17 protein-coding genes are annotated in these 18,822 nt (G+C 67.8%); all 17 read right to left on the bottom strand.

All coding sequences use genetic code 11. The features are described from left to right. Positions 1-21 precede the first annotated feature (21 nt). A complete protein-coding gene (locus tag H261_RS19665; RefSeq protein WP_008621076.1) occupies positions 22-558 on the bottom strand; it encodes a VOC family protein in 537 nt (178 codons plus the stop codon). Beyond that, positions 559-2,742, bottom strand: coding sequence for an alpha-ketoacid dehydrogenase subunit alpha/beta (locus H261_RS19670; RefSeq protein ID WP_008621078.1), 2,184 nt, complete (start codon positions 2,740-2,742; stop codon positions 559-561). A gap of 21 nt (positions 2,743-2,763) precedes the next feature. Beyond that, a complete protein-coding gene (locus tag H261_RS19675) occupies positions 2,764-3,735 on the bottom strand; it encodes a CobW family GTP-binding protein (protein ID WP_008621080.1) in 972 nt (323 codons plus the stop codon). A gap of 2 nt (positions 3,736-3,737) precedes the next feature. After that, a complete protein-coding gene (gabD, locus tag H261_RS19680) occupies positions 3,738-5,195 on the bottom strand; it encodes an NADP-dependent succinate-semialdehyde dehydrogenase (RefSeq protein ID WP_008621082.1) in 1,458 nt (485 codons plus the stop codon). A gap of 11 nt (positions 5,196-5,206) precedes the next feature. Continuing rightward, entirely contained in the window at positions 5,207-6,460 is a 1,254-nt protein-coding gene (locus H261_RS19685; protein WP_008621083.1) for a M24 family metallopeptidase, read from the bottom strand. 20 nt (positions 6,461-6,480) lie between these two features. Beyond that, positions 6,481-7,281 (bottom strand): universal stress protein, encoded by an 801-nt coding sequence (locus H261_RS19690; protein ID WP_008621084.1) that lies wholly within the window; start codon positions 7,279-7,281, stop codon positions 6,481-6,483. Positions 7,282-7,295: 14 nt separating this feature from the next. After that, the gene (locus H261_RS19695; protein ID WP_008621085.1) at positions 7,296-8,009 is read right to left on the bottom strand and encodes an ABC transporter ATP-binding protein; all 714 of its coding nucleotides are present in this window, start codon (positions 8,007-8,009) and stop codon (positions 7,296-7,298) included. Then, positions 7,996-8,763: an ABC transporter ATP-binding protein gene (locus H261_RS19700; protein ID WP_008621086.1), complete on the bottom strand. Its 768-nt coding sequence runs from the start codon at positions 8,761-8,763 to the stop codon at positions 7,996-7,998. Before H261_RS19700 ends, H261_RS19695 begins: the two co-directional genes overlap by 14 nt. Continuing rightward, entirely contained in the window at positions 8,763-9,761 is a 999-nt protein-coding gene (locus tag H261_RS19705) for a branched-chain amino acid ABC transporter permease (RefSeq protein WP_008621087.1), read from the bottom strand. The genes H261_RS19700 and H261_RS19705 overlap by 1 nt, the downstream gene beginning before the upstream one ends. 10 nt (positions 9,762-9,771) lie before the next feature. Then, positions 9,772-10,632 carry a branched-chain amino acid ABC transporter permease gene (locus tag H261_RS19710; protein ID WP_008621088.1) on the bottom strand — a complete coding sequence of 287 codons (861 nt, stop codon included), beginning with the start codon at positions 10,630-10,632 and terminating at the stop codon, positions 9,772-9,774. A gap of 70 nt (positions 10,633-10,702) precedes the next feature. Further along, entirely contained in the window at positions 10,703-11,053 is a 351-nt protein-coding gene (locus tag H261_RS19715) for a cupin domain-containing protein (protein ID WP_008621089.1), read from the bottom strand. 27 nt (positions 11,054-11,080) lie between these two features. Continuing rightward, positions 11,081-11,497 (bottom strand): cupin domain-containing protein, encoded by a 417-nt coding sequence (locus H261_RS19720; protein WP_008621090.1) that lies wholly within the window; start codon positions 11,495-11,497, stop codon positions 11,081-11,083. Between the two features lie 35 nt (positions 11,498-11,532). After that, complete coding sequence (locus H261_RS19725; protein WP_008621091.1) at positions 11,533-12,456, bottom strand: NAD(P)-dependent oxidoreductase; 924 nt, start codon at positions 12,454-12,456, stop codon at positions 11,533-11,535. Positions 12,457-12,462: 6 nt separating this feature from the next. Next, a complete protein-coding gene (locus H261_RS19730; protein ID WP_008621092.1) occupies positions 12,463-13,317 on the bottom strand; it encodes a 4Fe-4S dicluster domain-containing protein in 855 nt (284 codons plus the stop codon). A gap of 11 nt (positions 13,318-13,328) precedes the next feature. Further along, positions 13,329-16,343, bottom strand: coding sequence for a molybdopterin-dependent oxidoreductase (locus tag H261_RS19735; RefSeq protein WP_008621094.1), 3,015 nt, complete (start codon positions 16,341-16,343; stop codon positions 13,329-13,331). 239 nt (positions 16,344-16,582) lie between these two features. Next, positions 16,583-17,494: a LysR family transcriptional regulator gene (locus H261_RS19740; protein WP_008621096.1), complete on the bottom strand. Its 912-nt coding sequence runs from the start codon at positions 17,492-17,494 to the stop codon at positions 16,583-16,585. Positions 17,495-17,542: 48 nt separating this feature from the next. Continuing rightward, the coding region (locus H261_RS19745) for a methyl-accepting chemotaxis protein (protein WP_008621098.1) at positions 17,543-18,822 on the bottom strand (1,280 nt) is incomplete at its 5' end.

An 18,822-nucleotide genomic window follows, 5' to 3' on the forward strand; every position in this document is an offset into this window, starting at 1 on the left:
GGGGACGGACATGGTCGTTCCTCAGGCTGCGGGAAAGGCGGGATGCCACAGGCGCGCCGATGTTTCGCGCTCGTAGCCCTTGCCGTTGGGAAAGCTCACCAGTTCGAGCTGCATGCCCCAGGGGGACAGGAAATAGACCCAGGTCTGGCCGCCGTTGGGGCCGCCGGTCCTGACCGTCGGCTCGCCCAGGACACGCACCCCTTTGGCGCGCAGATAAGCCACCGCGCCGTCCATGTCGTCGACATAGAAGGCCAGGTGATGGCCGCCCACGTCGCTGTTCCTGGGCTGGGCGCGGTTCTGGCCGGGGGCCTCGTACTCGAACAGCTCGAAATTGGACCCATGGCGGCAACGCAGGAACTTGAGACGGCGCATCACCGTCCGGGGATGGACGTCGAGGTGGGTTTCCATCCAGCCGTCGTCGGACTGGAAGGGGCCCAACTCGTAGAACGGCTCGCAGCCGATGACGTCCACGAAGAACGCCACCGCCGCGTCCAGGTCCGGCACGGTGAAGCCGATATGGTCGGTGCCCCGAAGGCCGGGCAGGCCGGGCGCCCCCATCTACTCCGCCGCCAGCTTGAGGCCGGTCTCGGCCAGGGCGCGGATGAAGCCCGCCCGGACCTCCTCCTCGCCCACATAGGCGGCCCGCTCCAGCACCTTGGACACCGAAGGCGACGATTCGCCGCCGTGGATACGGCCGACCGGAGCGTCCAGCCAGTCGAAGAAGCGGCGCTGGACCTCGTCGACCAGCATGGCGCCGTAGGAGACGGTCAGCCCGCCCTGCTCCAGCACCACCACGTTGTTGGTCTTACGGATGCTCTGGCCGATGGTCTCCCAGTCGAGGCCGGCGCGGTCCAGCGAGCGCAGGTCGACCACCTCGACGTCCAGCCCCGCCGCATCGGCCACCTGCACCGCCAGCGGCGTCATGGCCAGATAGGTCAGCACGGTGAGGCGCGAGCCGGGGCGCACCACCTTGGCCTTGCCCAGCGGAATAAAGTAGTCGAAATCCTCGGACGGCCCCGGGCCGGTGGAGTTGTAGAGGCCCACATGCTCGATCACCAGCACCGGGTCCTCGCAGCGCAGAGCGCTGTTCATCAGCCCCACATAGTCGAAGGGCGTCGACGGCGCCACGATGCGCCAGCCCGGCCAGGCGGCGTAAAGCCCGGCGGGGTCCATGGAATGCTGCGAGCCGTAGCCGGTGCCGATGGCGCACTTGCTGCGCAGCACCACCGGCATGGGAGCGTCGCCGCCGAACATGTGCCGCGCCTTGGCGATCTGGTTGAACAGCTGGTCGGCGGCCACCAGGGCGAAATCGGCGTACATCAGCTCGATCACCGGCCGATAGGTCCCGTCCATGGCAATGCCGCCGCCCACGCCGACAAAGCCCTGCTCGGAGATGGGGGTGGGAACGATGCGGCCGGGGAAACGGTCGAACATGCCCTTGGTGGCGCCGTTGGTGCCGCCCTTCAGGCGGTGGATGTCCTCGCCCAGGATGACGATGCGCTCGTCGGTCTCCATGCGCCGGGTCATCACAGCGGCGACCGAATCGATGAACTTCACCTCGCCCACCGGCCCGGAGGCGGTCTCCAGCTCCTCGCAGCGCACGCCGGCGAACTCGGCGAGGTCGCCGCGCAGGCCGTGGTCGCGGAATTCCGGCTTGGGCCACAGGGACGGCACGATGCGGCGCTTGTTGCCGTCCGGCTCGGTCAGGCGCGACGCCGCATGGCTCATGGCCGTCTGGGCGTTGGCGCGGATGGCCTGGTCCTCGTCCTCGGACAGCCATTTCCGCTCGATCATCCCGGCGGCCAGGCGGGCCAGGGGATCGCGCTGGCGCCACGCCGCCTCCTCGTCCTTGGGGCGATAGCCGAAGGCGCTGCCCGGCAGGCCGCCACTGTGATGGAAGTAGCGGTAGACGTCGGCCTCGATCACCGTCGGCCCCTCGCCCGCCCGCATGATCTTCAGGGCCTCCTCGGTGGCGAGGCGCACCGCCACCGGGTCCATGCCGTCCACCCGGAACGACGGGATGCCGAAGGCCGGGCCGCGCGACGACAGCCGGGGCTCGCGCGTCGCCTCGGCCAGGGTGGTGGAAACGGCGTAGGAATTGTTCTCGATGAAGAAGCAGATGGGCAGCCGCCACAGGGCGGCCAGGTTCATGGCTTCGGGCACCGCGCCGATATTGGCGGCGCCGTCGCCGAAGAAGCTGAACACCACGTCGCCTTTGCCCTGGCGCTGCCTGGCCCAGGCCAGACCGGCGGCCAGCGGCACGCCGCCGCCGACGATGGCGTTGGTGCCCTGCGCCCCGGCCTCGGCCCAGCGCAGGTGCATGGAACCGCCGCGGCCTTTGCAGAAGCCGATGGACAATCCCATGATCTCGGCCAGCGAACGGTGGAGGAAATTCATCACCTCGCCCGACAGTGGATCGCGGGACGGATCGGTCCCCGGCCGCTCCAGATGCCGCAGGCCCTTGGCCAGGAACTGATGATGCCCCCGGTGGGAACCGGTGATGAGGTCGGCGCTGGTCAGCAGCGAGCAGACGCCCACCGCGCCGCCTTCCTGGCCGATGCTGGAATGGGCCGGGCCGTGGACCAGCCCCTCGCCCTCCAGCTGCAGCACGCTCTCCTCGAAGGCGCGGATCACATGCAGGTGGCCCAGCATGCCGAGCAGTTCATCGCGGCCCAGCGCCGCCCAATCCTCGGGCGCGGCCCGCAACTCGCGCCACGGAGCGCTCTGGGTAAGATCAATCATCTGTGCCATCGCATTGGTTCCCTAGCAAAGACCCTGGGCCGTCTTGCGGATGCGGTCGCGGGCGGCCATGCCCTCGACCAGCGCGACGATCTCGTCGACCACCTGGCGGCCGATTCCCTGGGTGATGAAGACGATGCGGCTGCGGCGGTCGGCGCCGGGCCAGCCCTCCAGCCGGACGAGGTCGTGCAGGACCGCCTGGGCACCCTGCAGCACCATGGGCCGTTCGGGCTCGCCCTCGATGTTGAGCAGCCCCTTGACCCGCAGCAGGCCGGGGCCGAGGTTGTCCCGGATGGCGCGCAGCAGCAGGTCCAGGGTCTCCGCCGCCATGGGCTCGTCCCGCACGATGGAGAACGAGCGGATGCCGTGGCCGTGCGCCCCCTCCACCGTCTCGAACACCCGGCCCGGCAACTCGACGGCCAGCTCGGAGAGGTCGCACTGGCCGGGCAGGACCACCGCGGCCGACGGATTGACGGCGGCCATCCGGCGGCGCAGTTCCTCCTCCGCCTCGGGGCGGAGGTCCAGCTTGGTCAGCACGATGCGGTCGGCCATGGTGACCTGCCGGGTGCTTTCGGCGTGGATCGCCAGGGTGGCCGGGCCGTTGACCGCGTCGAGGGTGCAGACCACCGAGCCCAGCGCATAGCGGCTGGACACCACCGGGTCGGTGAGGATCACCTGGATCACCGAACTGGGATCGGCCAGCCCGCTGCATTCGATGGCGACGCGGGCGATCCCCGCCCCGGGGCGGAAGCACAGTTCCCGCAGGGTCTTGACCAGATCGCCCTTGACGGCGCAGCACAGGCAGCCGTTGGCCAGCAGCACCACCGCGTCGTCCGAGTGGACGATCAAGTCGTGGTCCAGGCCGATATCGCCGAACTCGTTGACGATCACCGCCGTGCCCGTCCCCATCGGCCCCTTGAGCAGCCGGTTGAGCAGGGTGGTCTTGCCGCTGCCGAGATAGCCGGTCAGCACGGTGACGGGGATGCGCCGGTCCATGGTCAGCCTCCGATTCCGCCCATGCAGAGATACTTGATCTCCAGGTAATCCTCGATGCCGTGCCTGGAGCCCTCGCGGCCCAGGCCGGATTCCTTGACGCCGCCGAACGGCGCCACCTCGGTGGAGATCAGGCCCTCGTTGATGCCGACCATGCCGTATTCCAGCGCCTCGGCCACCCGCCACACCCGGCCGATGTCGCGGGTGTAGAAATAGGAGGCCAGCCCGAATTCGGTATCGTTGGCCATGCGGACGGCGTCCTCCTCCGTCTTGAAGCGGAACAGCGGCGCCACGGGACCGAAGGTCTCCTCGCGCGCCACCGCCATGGCGGGGGTGACGTCGGCCAGGACGGTCGGCTCGAAGAAGGTGCCGCCGCGCACATGCCGCTTGCCGCCCACCACCAGACGGGCGCCCTTGGACAGGGCGTCCTCGATATGGGCCTCGACCTTGGCCACCGCCGCCTCGTCGATCAGCGGCCCCTGCTCAGCCCCGGGGGCGAAACCGTCCGCCACCTTGAGCGCGCTCACCGCGTTCTTCAGGCGGAAGGCGAAGTCGTCGTAGACGCGGTCCTGCACCAGGATGCGGTTGACGCAGACGCAGGTCTGGCCGGTGTTGCGATACTTGGACGCCATCACCCCCTTCACCGCCGCGTCCAGGTCGGCGTCGTCGAAGACGATGAACGGCGCGTTGCCGCCCAGTTCCATGGAGGTCTTCTTGACGGTGCCGGCGCACTGGGCCATCAGCAGCTTGCCGATCTCGGTGGAGCCGGTGAAGGTCAGCTTCCTCACCACCGGGTTGGCGGTCATCTCGCCGCCGATGGCGGTGGCCGAGCCGGTCACCACGCTGAACAGGCCGGCGGGAAGCCCCGCCCGCTCGGCCAGCACGGCCAGCGCCAGGGCGGAATACGGGGTCTGGCTGGCGGGTTTGAGCACCACCGGGCAGCCGGCGGCCAGGGCGGCCCCGGCCTTGCGGGTGATCATGGCGTTGGGGAAGTTCCACGGCGTGATGGCCGCCACCACGCCGATGGGCTCCTTGACCACCACGATGCGCTTGTCGGGGGCGTGGGCGGGAATGGTCTCGCCATAGACCCTTTTTGCCTCCTCGGCGAACCACTCCACGAAGGAGGCGCCGTAGAGGATCTCCCCCTTGGCCTCGGCCAGGGGCTTGCCCTGCTCCGAGGTCAGGATGGCGGCCAGATCCTCCTGGTTCTCCACCATCAGCTCGTACCAGCGCCGGAGGATGCGGGCCCGCTCCTTGGCGGTAGCCGCCCGCCACGCCGGCCAGGCGGCGTTGGCCGCCTGAATGGCCCGGTGGGTCTCGCCGGCCCCCATCCTGGGGACCGAGCCGAGCCGCTCGCCGGTGGACGGGTTACGGACCTCGATGACCTCGCCGCTGTCGGCGTCGCACCAATGGCCGCCCACATGGCATTGCTGCCGGAACAGGCTGGAATCCCTGAGCTTCATGTCACATCCCCTCAGAACACGTCGCAGCCGGGCAGGCCGCAGGAGATCAGGCGGTGCGACGGGAAATTGGTGATGACCTCGCAGCCGGTCTTGGTGACCACCACCTCCTCCTCGATGCGCGCCGCGCCCGAGCCGTCGGCGGCGCCCTTCCAGGTCTCCACGGCGAAGACCATGCCTTCCTTCAGCACGGTGTTCTGCCCCTTGAAACGGCGGCTGATGATCGGGCGTTCCCACAGGGACAGGCCGATGCCGTGGCCGTATTGCAGCAGGAAGGCCTCTTCCTCGTTGCGGTAGCCGAATTCCTCGGCGGCCGGCCATACCGAGGCCACCTCCTCCACCGTGGCGCCGGGGCGGATGGCGTCGATGGAGGCGCTGATCCACTTGGAGGCGGTCTCGTAGGCCTCGACCTGATGCTTGTTGGGCTCGCCGCAGACGAAGGTGCGGTAGTAGCAGGTCCGGTAGCCGTTGAACGAATGCATGATGTCGAGATAGACCATGTCGCCCGGCTGGATGATGCGGTCCGAGAAGGTGTGGGAATGGGGCGTGCCGCGCGGCCCGGCCACCGAGTTGATGCACTCCACCCGCTCGGAGCCCAGGCGGTAGAGCCGGTCGTTGGCGATGGCCACCAGCTCGTTCTCGCGCACGCCGGGGCGGATGGCCTTGCAGATGTCGTAATAGGTGGCGTCCACCATGCCGGCGGCGACCTTGAGCAGCTCGATCTCGTCGGGGGTCTTGATCTCGCGGGCGTCGAGCATGGCCTGCTGGCCGTCCACCACCTCGATGCCCTCGGCCTCCAGGGCGCGCAGCATGGGCAGTTCCAGCAGGTCGATGCCCAGCGGTTTGCCCGCGATGCCGTAATGGGCCATCATCGCCTTGATCTGCTTGGCGAAATCGCCCTGCGCGCCAACCTTGGGCGGCAACGCGCCCTGCATGTTGCTGATGGGAGCCCCCACCCGGTCGGCGATCCACGGCGAGCTGATGCGCTTGGCCGGCGGCGCCGGGTCCCACAGATAGGCCGGGCCGTCGGCCGGGCACAGCGCATAGCGGTCGAACTTGTCCCTGACCCACTCGCCGATATGGGTGCCGGTGATGTAGCGGACGTTGTCGACGTTGAAGCACAGCACGGCGCCGAGGCCGGCGGCCTTGACCGCCGCCTGGGCGCGGTCGAAGCGGTCGGAGATCAGCCGCTGGTAATCGACGCCCTTTTCCCAATCCTTGGCCATGGTGCCCCAGGACGCGGTCGCATGCGGACGATTGTATTTCATGAGGAAGCCTCCAGGGCCGGTTAGTGGGAGAACAGCACGGGCAGCGTCATGTGCCCGAGCACATGGCGGAACCCCGGGCCGAAGGACGAGAAGGGGCCATGGGTGCTCGCCCCCATGACCAGAAGATCGGCGCCGACATCGGCGGCCCGCGACAGCAGCAGGTCCATCGCCCCCACCCCCTCGCCCACCAGATTCTCGATGCCGGCGGCGACGCCGTTGGCGGCCAGATGGTCGAGGACGGCGACGGGCGGCAGGCCTTCGCTCCGGCCGCCGTCGGGACGGATGGCGGCGTTCATCACCGCCAGGGTGACGGAGGCCGCCTTGCGCAACAGGGGAAGCGCGTCATGGACGGCGCGGGCGCATTCGCGCGAGGCGTTCCAGCCGACCATGATGTGCGCGCCCACCGTCTCGAAGCGGCCGTGATGGGGCACCACCAGCACCGGCGCCCCCGAATGCAGGATCACCCGCTCCACCAGATTCTCGGGCATGTGCCGGCCCTCGTCCGGCTGGCCGAGGACGGTCAGGTTGGAATAGCGGGCGCAGAAGGCGGTCTCCTGCATCAGGAAATCCGGCTCGCCGTGCAGAAGCTCCATCCAGCGCCCGCCGGGGCCGCATTCCCGCTCGAACAGGGCGCGCGCCTGGCGCGAGGCCGCCAGGACGTGATCGCCGGGAAAGCCGGCGGTGACGTCGAAGTAATTGCTGCTGCTGCGGGCGAACAGCGCCGACAGCCGGGCGCCGAACTTGCCGGCGACGGCCTTGGCGACGGCGAGCCTCGCCTCGCTCGAGGCCGGCTCGTCCAGGTGAACGATGATGTCCTGCATGCTCATTTCCCCGGCTAGTGTTTGGCCTTGGACTGTCCGCCGGCGCCGAGCAGGTCGGCCATCAGGGACTGGTCGCGGCGCAACCGCTCGGACTCGCCGGAGAACACCACCCGGCCGCGGTCCAGCACGATGGTGGTGGGCGAGAAATCAAGGGCGAGGTTGACGTACTGCTCCACCAGGATGATGGCCAGGTCGCCGTCCTGCCGCAGCATGCGGAAGGACTCCAGCAACTGCTCGACGATCACCGGGGCGAGGCCCTCCATGGGCTCGTCCAGCAGCAGCAGCGAGGGATTGCCCATCAGGGCGCGGCCGATGGACAGCATCTGCTGCTCGCCGCCCGATATCTCGGTGCCCTTGTTGCCCCGGCGCGCCGCCAGGTTGGGGAACAGCTCGAACACCCGCTCGATGGTCCATTTGCCCGGGCGGGCGGCGATCCGCAGGTTCTCTTCCACGGTCAGCGACGGGAAGACGTCGCGGGTCTGGGGGACATAGCCGATGCCCATCCGCGACCGCCGGTAGGAGGGCAGGCCGGACACCGCTTCGGAGCCGAAGCGGATTTCCCCCTGGCGCAGCCGGGTCTGGCCGACGATGGTCTTCATCAGGGTGGACTTGCCCACCCCGTTGCGCCCCAGCACCGCCAGCAGGCCGCCGGGCGGCAGACTGAGGTCGACGCCTTCCAGAATGACCGTGTGGCCGTAGCCGGCGGTGACTCCCTCAAGCCGCAGCATGGTCGCTCTCTCCCAGATAGATCTTGCGGACGCGTTCGTTGGCGGCGATCTCGGCCGGAGTTCCCTCGACCATGATCGAGCCCTGGACCAGGACGGTGATGCGCTGGGCGAAGCGGAAGACCAGATCCATGTCGTGGTCGATCAGCAGCACCGCGATGTCCTTGGGCAGGGTGTCGAGAATGCTGAGGATGATGTGGCTTTCCGAGGTGGGAATGCCGGCGGCGGGCTCGTCGAGCAGCAGCACCTTGGGGCGGAGCGCCAGGGCCACGGCGATCTCCAGCAGGCGCTGGCGGCCATAGGGCAGGTCCTGGGCCTTGACCTCGGCCACGTCGGCCAGGCCGACCCGGCCCAGCAATTCGTCCACCCGCTCGAACTGGTCGCGGTGGGCGGCCGCCGAACGGAACATGCTCCAGGCCACGCCCTCGTGCTCGGCCACCGCCAGGAAGACGTTCTTGCGGACCGACAGGTTGGGGAACAGCGAGGTGATCTGGAAGGTCCGCCCCATGCCCTGCTTGATCCGCCCGGCCTCGCTCATGGCGGTGACGTTCTGGCCGGCCAGCAGGACCTGTCCCGAGCTGGGGGCCAGGCGCCCGCTCAGCAGGTTGACGAAGGTGGTCTTGCCCGCCCCGTTGGGGCCGATGATGGCGCGGCGCTCGCCGGGGTGAAGGGCGAAGTCGACGTCGCCGGTCACCCGCACCGGGCCGAAGAAGCGGGTCAGCTTACGGGTTTCGAGAATTGGCGCAGAACCGACCATCACCGGCCTCCCCGTCCGAGAGAACGCCGCAGGCGCTCGACAAGGCCGAGAACGCCGCCCGGCACGAAAAGGGTCATCACCATCAGGATCAGGCCCTGGCCCAGATACCAGTTGGCCGGGTCCTCCTTGGCCAGCAGGTCCTGGGCGAACATGAACAGCGGCACGCCGACGAAGGCGCCGTAAAGCCGCCCCGACCCGCCGAGGATCAGCATGATCAGCACGTCGCCCGACAGTTCCAGGCTGAGGGAATTCAGCGCGACGAACTGGGTGGTCTGGGCCTGCAGCGCCCCGGCCAGCCCGGCCAGGGCCGAGGACATCACATAGGCGGCCAGGCGGCGGGTATAGATGGGGCAGCCGATGGCCCGCATGCGGGCGTCGTTCTCGCGGATGCCGCGCAGCGACCAGCCGAACGGCGAGTTGACCACCCGGCGGACCAGCAGGAAGGCGGCGAACAGGCAGGCGAGGCTGTAGTAGAACGCCGTGTGCCCCCGGAAATCGAACTCGAACACGCCGAGCAGGGGCGAGAAGCTGACGCCCTGCAACCCGTCGTCGCCGCCGGTGACCGAGGTGGCCATGTTGGCCAGCTCGTGCAGCATGAAGGCGGCGGCCAGCGACAGCACCAGGAAGGCCAGCCCCTTGGTGCGCAGCATGCAGCTGCCGGTCAGCAGCCCCACCAGGGCGGCGGCGGCCATGCCGCTCAGCGCGGTGATCAGGGGGTCGTTGGTCCAGCGGAGCGCCATGATGCCGGCGGTATAGGCGCCGGTGCCGAACAGGGCGGCATGGCCCAGGGTGACGATCCCGGTGAAGCCGACCAGCAGGTCGAGCGACAGGGCGAACAGGATCATCACCACGATCTGGTTGGCCAGCGGCGTATAGCCGGGCGCCAGGGTGGGGATCGCCAGGGCGGCCACCCACAGCGACATGGACAGGGCCTTCCTGGTCCCCGAGATTCCGGCTTGCGGCATGGGGAGGATGGCGGCGGTCGATCGGTCGGTCATGGGGGCCTCCTCAGCGCTTGCCGGTGATGCCGTTCGGCCGCCACAGCAACAGGGCGAAGACGAAGGCGAAGATGAATACGGAGCCCATTTCGGGAAGCAGGTATTTGCAGGCGGTGTCGGCCAGACCGATGGACAGGGCGGCGATGAAGGGGCCGCGGATGCTGCCCAGGCCGCCCACCGCCACCACCACCATGAAGTAGACGATGTAGTGGAGCGGATAGTTGGGGGCGATGGCCAGCACGTCGGCCCCCAGCGCGCCGCCCAGGGCGGCCAGGCCGGTGCCCAGGCCGAAGGTGACGGCGAACAGGCGGCTGGTGTCGATGCCGATGGCCTGGGCCATGCCGCGGTTGTCCACCGCCGCCCTGATCCGCGCCCCGAACAGGGTGCGCTCGAAGATCACCCACAGGGCGACGATCACCGCCGCCCCGAAGGCGACCAGTACGAAGCGGTAGGTGGGAAGCTCGATGCCGCCGACCACCGACTGTCCCTTGAGGTAGTCGGGCAGCTGGACCGGCTGGGCCATGGGCCCCCAGATCAGGCGGACCACCGCCATGGAGATCAGGATCAGCCCCATGGAGAACAGCACCTGGTCCAGTTCCGACCGTCCGTAGAGGCGGCTGTACAGCGTGCGTTCCAGCACGAACCCGATGATGGTGACCGCGACGCAGGCCAGGGGAAGCGCCGCGAACAGCGACAGGCCCAACTGGTTCATCAAGGTCACGGCGGCATAGCCGCCCAGCATGGCGAAGACGCCGTGCGCCAGATTGACGAATCCCATCAATCCCATGGTGACCGACAGGCCCACCGAGATGAGATACAGAATCATCCCGTAGGCCACCCCGAAGAACAGTACCGTGACGACCGCTGTCATGGTCTCCCCCCATCCGTTTTCTTGATTTCCACCCGGTGCCGGACTCCCGACCGGCACCGGGCGTCCCCGGTCAGCCCGCCAGGTTCGGAACCACCAGATGGAAGAGCTTCAGGGGAGAGTCTCCCTTCTGGCTGATGCTGGCGGCCTCGGAAGGGCCGAGATAGATGCCGGCGCCGGAGCCGACCTCGTAATCCTTGCCGTCCAGCCGGATCACGCCCTTGCCCTCCATCAGGTAGACCACCTGATGGGTGGTGGCGTCCGAGGCGGCGGCCAGGCTCTGGCCGGAATCCAGCCAGCGCAGGCTGCCGACCACGCTCTTGGCGCCGCACAGGGCGTCGTTGAGGATCTCGGCATGGCGCCCCAGGTTGCCGCCGAGGGCGACGGGGGCGATCTTGTTGGTATCGATGAAGGTGGTGGTCATTGCTTGGTGCTCCCTTGCCCGTTCGGTTCAGCTCTGGACCCAGACCCGTCCGTCCACGCGCTCCCAGCGCAGGTCGTCCTCGGTCCCGTCCAGGATGGTGGTCTTGAAGCGGTTGGGGGCCTGGAACTCGAAATAGAACAGCGCGTCCTTGGAGGCCCTGAGGCGGTGCTTCTCCTCGGCGGGGATGAAGACCATGCTGCCCGGCCCGACCTGGGTGACGCCCTCGGGGGTCTCCACTTCGCCTTCACCGGTCATGATGAAGTAGAAGTGCTCGCAATTCTCATGGAAGTGATAGGGCGAGGCGGCGCCATGCTTGTAGCGCATGATCCCGCACAGGAGATCGTCGACATTGGCCAGCTCCTTGTTCACGAAGAACACGCGCTCGCGCCCGGGAACCACCGAAACAAGCTTCGGAAGTTCATCTTCTTGGAAAATATATGCCATTCATCCCTCCACTGGATATTCGGTTGGCGTCTTGATCAGATGCCGGGATCGACGTCGACGTTCTCGGAGACGAGGCTCAGGCCGGCGGCCTTGGCCTCCACCTCCAGCAGGGCGGCGAAGTCGCAGTCGCGATAGCCCTGGCCGATCATGGATTGCAGGATTTCGCGGACCTGGGCGGCCAGCGGCAGCGGAACCTCCATGGCGCGGCCGGCGGCGAGACCGAGATCGAGGTCCTTGCGCAGCAGCACCGGGGTGAAGGTCGGCTTGAAGTCGAGATTGACGTAGGCCGGCGCCTTGTAGCGGGTGAACATCGACCCCATCACGCTGTTGTTGATGAAGTCGAGGAAGGCGTGGCGGGGCACGCCGCCCTTTTCCGCCAGGATGGTCACCTCGGCCAGGGACTGGGCCACCACGCCGAGAAAGACGTTGTGGCAGATCTTGACGATGCGGGCCGCCTCGCCCTCGCCCACATAGGTGGCCGCCTTGGCCATCAGGCGGAGATAGGGCAACGCCGTCTCGAAGGCCTCGGCCGGCCCCGACGCCACGATGGAAAGCTTGCCGGCCTCCACCACCTTGGCGTTGCCGCTGACCGGCGCGTCCAGCATGGCGGCGCCGCGCTGGGACAGGGCCTGGCGCACCGCGGCCGAGGACTCGGCGGACACGGTGGAGAAATCCACCAGCAGGCGGGGCGCCTTGCCCTTGCGCGACAGCAGGCCGTTGGGGCCGCACACCATGTCGACGAACACGTCGGAACTGGACAGATTGGTGAAGACGACATCCCGGTCGGCCAGATCCGACGGCGCGTCGGCCAGACGGGCGCCCAGGGCGGCCAGGGGCTCGGCCTTGGCGCGGGTCCGGTTGTAGACGGCGACGTCCAGGCCGGCGGCCAGCAGCCTTGCGGCCATGGCCGAGCCCATGCGGCCGGCGCCGATCCACCCGATGGAAAGCTCAGGCTTCATGGCGCGTCACGCCGCCGACGCGGTAAGGGTGATGACGCCGAGATAGGCCGACTGCCCCAGGGTGAAGTCCAGGGCGCCGGGGGCGAAGCCCGGCTTGCGGATTTCCAGGCGATAGCCGCCGCTGCCCTCGTCCAGCCCGTCGAAGCGGAAATCGCCGAAGGTGTCGGTGACCGTCTCGGCCACCTTGCGACCGCCCTGGACCAGGGCGACGCTGGCGCCGGCCAGGCATTCCTCGGTCCCGGAAACCGGACCGGCCACCGAGCCGCCGACCAGGGCCTTGGTGAAGCGGTCGAGGTTCTTGTAATAGACGCGGGGCTTGGTCCCGGCCTCGGGCTGCAGCACCTGCAGGCCTTCCTCGGCGACGAGACGGCGCATCTCGGCATCGTCGACCTTGAGGGTGCGGATGGCGTCGGTGGGACACGATTGCGAGGCACGGACCTTGGTCCAGCCCGCATCGAGCAGATGGGCGTCGAACGGCCAGGCCTGGGGCAGCTTCTTTTCCTCGTTCCACCACACGGCGCCGTAGGGACAGGACTCGACGATCTGGCGCTGGCCCTTGGCCTTTTCCGGCACGATGACCACGATGCCGTCGGCCCGCTTCTCGACGGCGCCGTTGCGCGCCGCCTTGAGGCAGGGGGCGTCGTCGCAGTGATTGCAGGTCACCGGCAGGGTGACCACGTCGATCAGGGGATAGACGCCACGTTCACGCTGGATCAGGTCGATCCAGCGATGGCCCAGGCGCGGCATGGAGGCGGCGATTCCGGGGAACTCGTTGTCGTAATACTCGTCATGCACCGCCAAGGCGCAGTTGTTGCAGTTGAAGCACTTGGCGACGTCGATAATCAGGTTCCACTTCTTCATGGCGATGCCTCCTACTGCGCCGGGACCAGGACGGGAGCGGACTTGGACACGGGCTCGGCCGGGGCGGCCGCCTGGATCAGTTCGGCCTTGCCGTCCCACAGCTCCACCTGCACCAGGCAGGAATTGGCGGCGGTGCCGGTCACCTTCTTGGCGATGGAGCGCTTGGGGGTCAGCTGGTTGATGCAGCCGCCGCGATCGACGGAATAGCCGGGCTCGCCGATGGGGTCGTAGACCGCCGAGGATTCGTAGGCGTGCACGGCGCCCTGGGGCAGGCGGTTGGTGACGTGGGCGGCGCACAGCACACCGCCGCGGTCGTTGAACACCTTGATCAGGTCATGGTGCTTGATGCCGCGCGCCTTGGCGTCTTCCTCGTTGATGCGCAGCACCCAGTAGTAGTAGCCGTCGATCAGGACGCGGTGTTCCTTGATGTCGTTGACCGCGCTCTGCTTGCCGTCGCTCATGGTGTGGTAGCTGAAGCGCGAATGGGGCGAGATCAGCTGCAGCGGGAAGCGATCGTAGTTCTCGGTGCCGGGGCCTTCCCAAGAGCGCAGATACTTGACCACCGGCGGGCGCTCGGGGTCGTTGGCGTCGAAGCGCTTCAGGCTGTTGCACTCGAACTCGAACTTGCCGGTCTGGGTCTGCAACCCGTTGAGGAATTCCTGGCTGTAATCGGCGGGCAGCGGGTGCGGCTCGGGCACGTCCTTCTTGCGGCCCTCGTAGAACCAGCGCAGCGCCACCGGGTCGCGGTGCTTCTCGTCCAGCGCCGGCACCACGAAGTAGCCGCGCTTGAGGAACTGCTTCCACGAGATGTGCTTGGGCAGGTCCGAGGAGTCGAACATGCGCTTGACCCAATCCAGCTCGGTCTGGCCCTCGGAGAAGTAGGCCGACAGGCCCAGGCGGCACGAAAGGTCCAGGAAGATCTGGAAGTCGGACTTGGACTCGCCCAGCGGCTCGATGCACTTGTGCTGCAGCAGGATGACCCGGTGGTTCATCTGGGTCTGGCCGTGCAGGGCGTAGCCGCCGGTGCCGCCGAACTCGGAGATGTCCCAGCGTTCGAACTGGGTGCAGGCGGGTAGGATGATATCGGCGAACTTGGCCTCGCCCTCGAACCAGATGGACTGGTTGACCACGAATTCCAGCTTGTCGGTACGGTACGCCTTAACGTAGCGGTTGCTGTCGTTCATGGTGCCGAGCGAGGCGCCGCCGATCTTGTACATCATCTTGACCGGGGAATGGCCGGCCGCCGGATAGGAGAACTTGCGGAACTGGCCTTCCAGGGTCTTGCCGTCCCAGGGATAGCCCTCGGCCTTGCCTTCCAGGATGGCCTCGGGGATCTGCAGCCGCGGCACCTTCTGGGTGGCGGTGTTGTAGGTGGGCAGCTGCGGCATGCGCTGATAGAGGCTGATGGCCAGGCCGGTACCTTCCAGGTCGCCCGACAGGCCACCATCGGCGTAGCCGGGGAAGAAGAAGCGGATGTCGATGGGGGTGCCCCACTGCATGTGGCCGTAATTGACGCCGGGGCGGCCCATGCCCTGCATGCCCATCAGGCAGGCCAGGGTGCGGGCCCACTGGATGCCGGTGGCCGAGCGGCAGGCGCCGCCATGGCCGTTGCCCCAGCCGCCGGCGCCGAGATAGGTCTTCTTCTTGCCCCACTGGCGGGCCAGGGCGCGGACTTCGCGGGCCGAGATGCCGGTCTCGGCCTCCTGCCATTCCGGGCTTTTGGGCGTACCGTCTTCCTTGCCCAGGATGTAGTCGGCCCACTTGTCGAAGCCCACCGTGCGCTCGGCGACGAACTTCTTGTCGTAGAGGCCCTCGGTCAGCCAGACATGGGCGATGGCGAAGGCCATGGCCGGATCGGTGCCCGGCTTGGGCGCCAGCCACTTGCCGCCGATCAGAGTGGCGGTGTTGTTGTAGTAGGGGTCGATATGGACCACCTCGATGTCCAGGTCCTTCAGCCACTGGCGCCGCGAGGTACCCTCGAAGGCGGCGTAGGAGCCGCTGGTGGTCTCGGGGTCGGCGGACCAGAAGACCACCATCTCGGCTTCCTGCATCAAATCCTCGACGCAGTTGTAGGTCTCGGTCTGGCCGAGCCGCATGCTGTAGCCGAAATGGTGCATGGCGCCCCAGTACCATCCCTCCCAGCTGTCGGGATTGTGGGCGACCTTGGTGTAGCCGATGGTGTTGAAGAACTTGAAGGCCGAGCTGATGTAGTAGCCCAGGTTGCCCCAGGTGTGGTGCGAGCCGTGGGTACCCATGATGGCGCCCTGACCGTGCTCGCGCTTCACCCGCTTGATCTCGCCGGCGACGATGTCCAGCGCCTCGTCCCAGCTGATGCGCTCGTAGCCCGAGATGCCGCGGTTCTCGCAATTGCGCTCGCCGTTGGGGTCGAAATCGACGCGCTTCATGGGATAGAGCAGGCGGTCGGGGGAGTAGAGGGTCGACTTGTGGCAGGTGGAGTGCGGCGCCAGGGTGGTCTTGCGCGGCGGGGTGAAGGTCTTGCCCTTGGCCTTGATGGTCCAGGAGGGCGCGTCCTCGTCGGTGAACTCGATGGGGGTCAGGCGGATGACCTTGCCGCCCTTGACGTAGACGAACATCGGCCCGCCGTTGGTGTGCGAGACGAAGCGGGTGGTACCGTCCGGCATCTTGGTCCCGAACTCCAGGCCCTGATGCTGCATGATCATCAGCGTCTGGGTGAACCACAGGGTCAGTTCGTCGGGGCCTTCCAGCATCATCTGGAAGTTCTTGATGGCTTCGATCTGAGCCAGCTGGTCGATGGGCGGCGACAGCAGCGAAGCGCCCAGTTCGGCGGTGGAGAAGGAAAGGACCACTTCGGGCCGGGCGTGGACGCCCTTGCCCGACAGCACCTTGCCGTCCCTGAAGGTGAACCAGCGGCCGGCGCTGTTGTCGGCCACCTTCATCTGGGCCGTGAAATTCTTCTCCCTCAGCCGCTTGGCGAATTCAGGATAACGGGCGGCCTGGAAGCGCAATGCCTGCGCCAGACCGAACAACAGAATCGAGAATTTCATGCCACCCAAGCTCATCGCGCCTCTCCGTCCATCGCTCCCCTGGCTGCCGGCTCAAAGGGCTGCCGGCCGGGGTCACTCACATTGGATGGCTTGATGATATCGAGGCTGCGTTCTCCATCTGATGCAGATTGATGACTAATTGATCTGATATGGCGAACACCCATGGGGGTGCCGTTTCGCCATGCGGAATCACCCCGCCGCCCCATGCGGAGCGGCGGGATTCCAAGGGGTAAGGGGGGTTAGCTGGCGCTGATGCGGGCCTTGTCGGCGGTCCGGCGCAATTCCTCGAGGAACGCCAGGCAAAGCGGCGACAGCTCATGGGGGCGGCGCGAGATCACCGTGACGTCCCACGGCGGCATGGGGGTTCCCATGAACAGCGGGGTGATCTGCATCCGCCGGGGCCGGTTGGCGAAGATCTGAGTCGGCACCAGGGTAACGTAGTCGCTGTTCTCCACCAGGGCGAGGGTGGCGGCGAACGACGTGCATTCGATGGTGTTGGGCGGCGTGAGGCCGTTGGCCAGGAAGCTGCGCTCGAAGATGTCCCGTCCGGTGCGGCTGCGGCGATAGTTGACCCAGGTGAGCTCCAGCAGGTCGGACAGGACCAGCTTGCCCTTGGCCGTCATGGGATGGTCCACCCGGACCGCCGGGGTGAGGTAATCCTGCAGCAGCAGCTCGCATTGCAGTTCCTCGTCGGTCGGCGTCTCGGGCACCAGGGCGATGGCGAAATCCAGTTCGCCCATCCGGACCGAGGGCAGGAAATCGGGATAGACGCCCTCCTCGATATGGAAGCCGACATTGGGCCTGGTCTTGCGGAAGCTGGCCACCGCCCGGGGCAGGATGCCCATGGAGACGGTGGGCGAGGCGCTGACCCGGATCTCGCCGGACGAGCCGCCGTGAATGGTCTCGACGTCGTTGCGGATCTGGCGCAATTCACCTTCGATCATCTTGACGCGGTTGACCAGCATCTTGCCCACGGCGGTGGGGGACAGGCCGTGGGAGCCGCGCAGGAACAGCTCCGCCTTGAGCGATTCCTCCAACTGCTGGATGCTCTTGGTGACCGAGGATTGCGACAGGTTCAGGTTGCGCGCCGCCTGGCGCACCGACCCGGCCTCAGCCACGGCCATGAAGCAGCGGAACTGGCTGAGTTTCATGGTGTCTCTCCACTCCGGGCGCGAAGCCCGCCAAAGGCGGCAAGCATACTATGCCTGCACCATGGATAAAAACTCGGAGACGCAGGTCCGCAACTGCCGCCCCTGGGAGGACAGGGAATCCACCGCCCCCTGCACCGTTCCCGCCGAGCCCCGCGCATGGACGGCCGAGCGGCTGACGCCGGCGACGTTGTCGGAGACGTCGCGGGTGCTGGCGGCGGCATCTTGGATGTTGCGGGCGATTTCCAGGGTAGCGGCCCCCTGCCCCTCCACCGCCTCGGCGATCACCCCGGCGATTTCGTTGATGCGCCCGATGATGCCGGAGATGCCCTGGATGGCGTCGACGGCGCCGTTGGTCGCATCCTGGACCGAGGCGATGTGCTGGCGGATCTCGTCGGTGGCCTGGGCGGTCTGGTTGGCCAGGACCTTGACCTCGCCGGCCACCACGGCGAAGCCCTTGCCCGCCTCGCCGGCCCGCGCCGCCTCGATGGTGGCGTTCAAGGCCAGCAGGTTGGTCTGGCCGGCGATGGAGTTGATCAGCCCCACCACCTCGCCGATACGGCTGGCGGCGTCGGCCAGCCCCTGGACCATGGAATTGGCCCGCCCGGCCTCGGTCACCGCCGAGCCGGCCACCTCGGAGGCATGGCCGGCCAGCCGGCTGATCTCGCCCACCGAGGCGGTCAGCTCGTCGGCCGCCGCCGCCACCGTTCCGACGCTGACCGTGGTGTGGTCGGCGGCGTCGTTGGCGGCCACCGCCTTGGCGCTGACGTCCTCGGCCAGGTCGGTCATGTCCCGGGCGGTGGCCTTCAGTTCGTCGGCGGCATGGGCGACCCCGTCCACCACCGAGGCCACCGAGGAGCTGAACCGCTCGGCCATGTGGCGGAGCGCGGCGCTCCGCTCCGCCTGGAGCTTGCGGTCGGCCTCCTCCTGCTCGGCGCGCAGGCGGCTCATCTCCACGGCGTTGGCCTTGAAGATGCCGAACGCCCTGGCGATGTCGCCGATCTCGTCGCGCCGCCCGGCCGAGCCGACTTCGGCCGCCAGGTCGCCCTCGGCCAGCCGGTTCATGGCCTGCGCCATCTCGGCCATGGGACGGCTGATGGTCGAGGCGACCATCAGGCCGACCGTGCCGGCGATCACCAGGATGATGCAGCCCATGGCGGCCATGAAGTTGCGGCTGGTGGCCACCGGGGCGAGGATTTCCCGCATCTCGGCCTGCAGAACCAGGGCCCAGCGGACCTCGGCGAAGGCGATGGGGGCGTAGGTGGCCAGCAATTCCCCGCCGTCCCCGGCAGCGACCTTGACCTGTCCCGAACGGCCGGCGAGGGCGTCCT

This window comes from Paramagnetospirillum caucaseum, assembly GCF_000342045.1.
In the GTDB taxonomy this organism is placed as follows: Bacteria; Pseudomonadota; Alphaproteobacteria; order Rhodospirillales; family Magnetospirillaceae; genus Phaeospirillum; species Phaeospirillum caucaseum.

Coding starts and splice junctions, on each gene's coding strand:
- H261_RS19665 (WP_008621076.1), bottom strand. CDS start 558: ATGGGGGCGCCCGGCCTGCCCGGCCTTCGGGGCACCGACCATATCGGC.
- H261_RS19670 (WP_008621078.1), bottom strand. CDS start 2,742: ATGATTGATCTTACCCAGAGCGCTCCGTGGCGCGAGTTGCGGGCCGCG.
- H261_RS19675 (WP_008621080.1), bottom strand. CDS start 3,735: ATGGACCGGCGCATCCCCGTCACCGTGCTGACCGGCTATCTCGGCAGC.
- gabD (WP_008621082.1), bottom strand. CDS start 5,195: ATGAAGCTCAGGGATTCCAGCCTGTTCCGGCAGCAATGCCATGTGGGC.
- H261_RS19685 (WP_008621083.1), bottom strand. CDS start 6,460: ATGAAATACAATCGTCCGCATGCGACCGCGTCCTGGGGCACCATGGCC.
- H261_RS19690 (WP_008621084.1), bottom strand. CDS start 7,281: ATGCAGGACATCATCGTTCACCTGGACGAGCCGGCCTCGAGCGAGGCG.
- H261_RS19695 (WP_008621085.1), bottom strand. CDS start 8,009: ATGCTGCGGCTTGAGGGAGTCACCGCCGGCTACGGCCACACGGTCATT.
- H261_RS19700 (WP_008621086.1), bottom strand. CDS start 8,763: ATGGTCGGTTCTGCGCCAATTCTCGAAACCCGTAAGCTGACCCGCTTC.
- H261_RS19705 (WP_008621087.1), bottom strand. CDS start 9,761: ATGACCGACCGATCGACCGCCGCCATCCTCCCCATGCCGCAAGCCGGA.
- H261_RS19710 (WP_008621088.1), bottom strand. CDS start 10,632: ATGACAGCGGTCGTCACGGTACTGTTCTTCGGGGTGGCCTACGGGATG.
- H261_RS19715 (WP_008621089.1), bottom strand. CDS start 11,053: ATGACCACCACCTTCATCGATACCAACAAGATCGCCCCCGTCGCCCTC.
- H261_RS19720 (WP_008621090.1), bottom strand. CDS start 11,497: ATGGCATATATTTTCCAAGAAGATGAACTTCCGAAGCTTGTTTCGGTG.
- H261_RS19725 (WP_008621091.1), bottom strand. CDS start 12,456: ATGAAGCCTGAGCTTTCCATCGGGTGGATCGGCGCCGGCCGCATGGGC.
- H261_RS19730 (WP_008621092.1), bottom strand. CDS start 13,317: ATGAAGAAGTGGAACCTGATTATCGACGTCGCCAAGTGCTTCAACTGC.
- H261_RS19735 (WP_008621094.1), bottom strand. CDS start 16,343: ATGAAATTCTCGATTCTGTTGTTCGGTCTGGCGCAGGCATTGCGCTTC.
- H261_RS19740 (WP_008621096.1), bottom strand. CDS start 17,494: ATGAAACTCAGCCAGTTCCGCTGCTTCATGGCCGTGGCTGAGGCCGGG.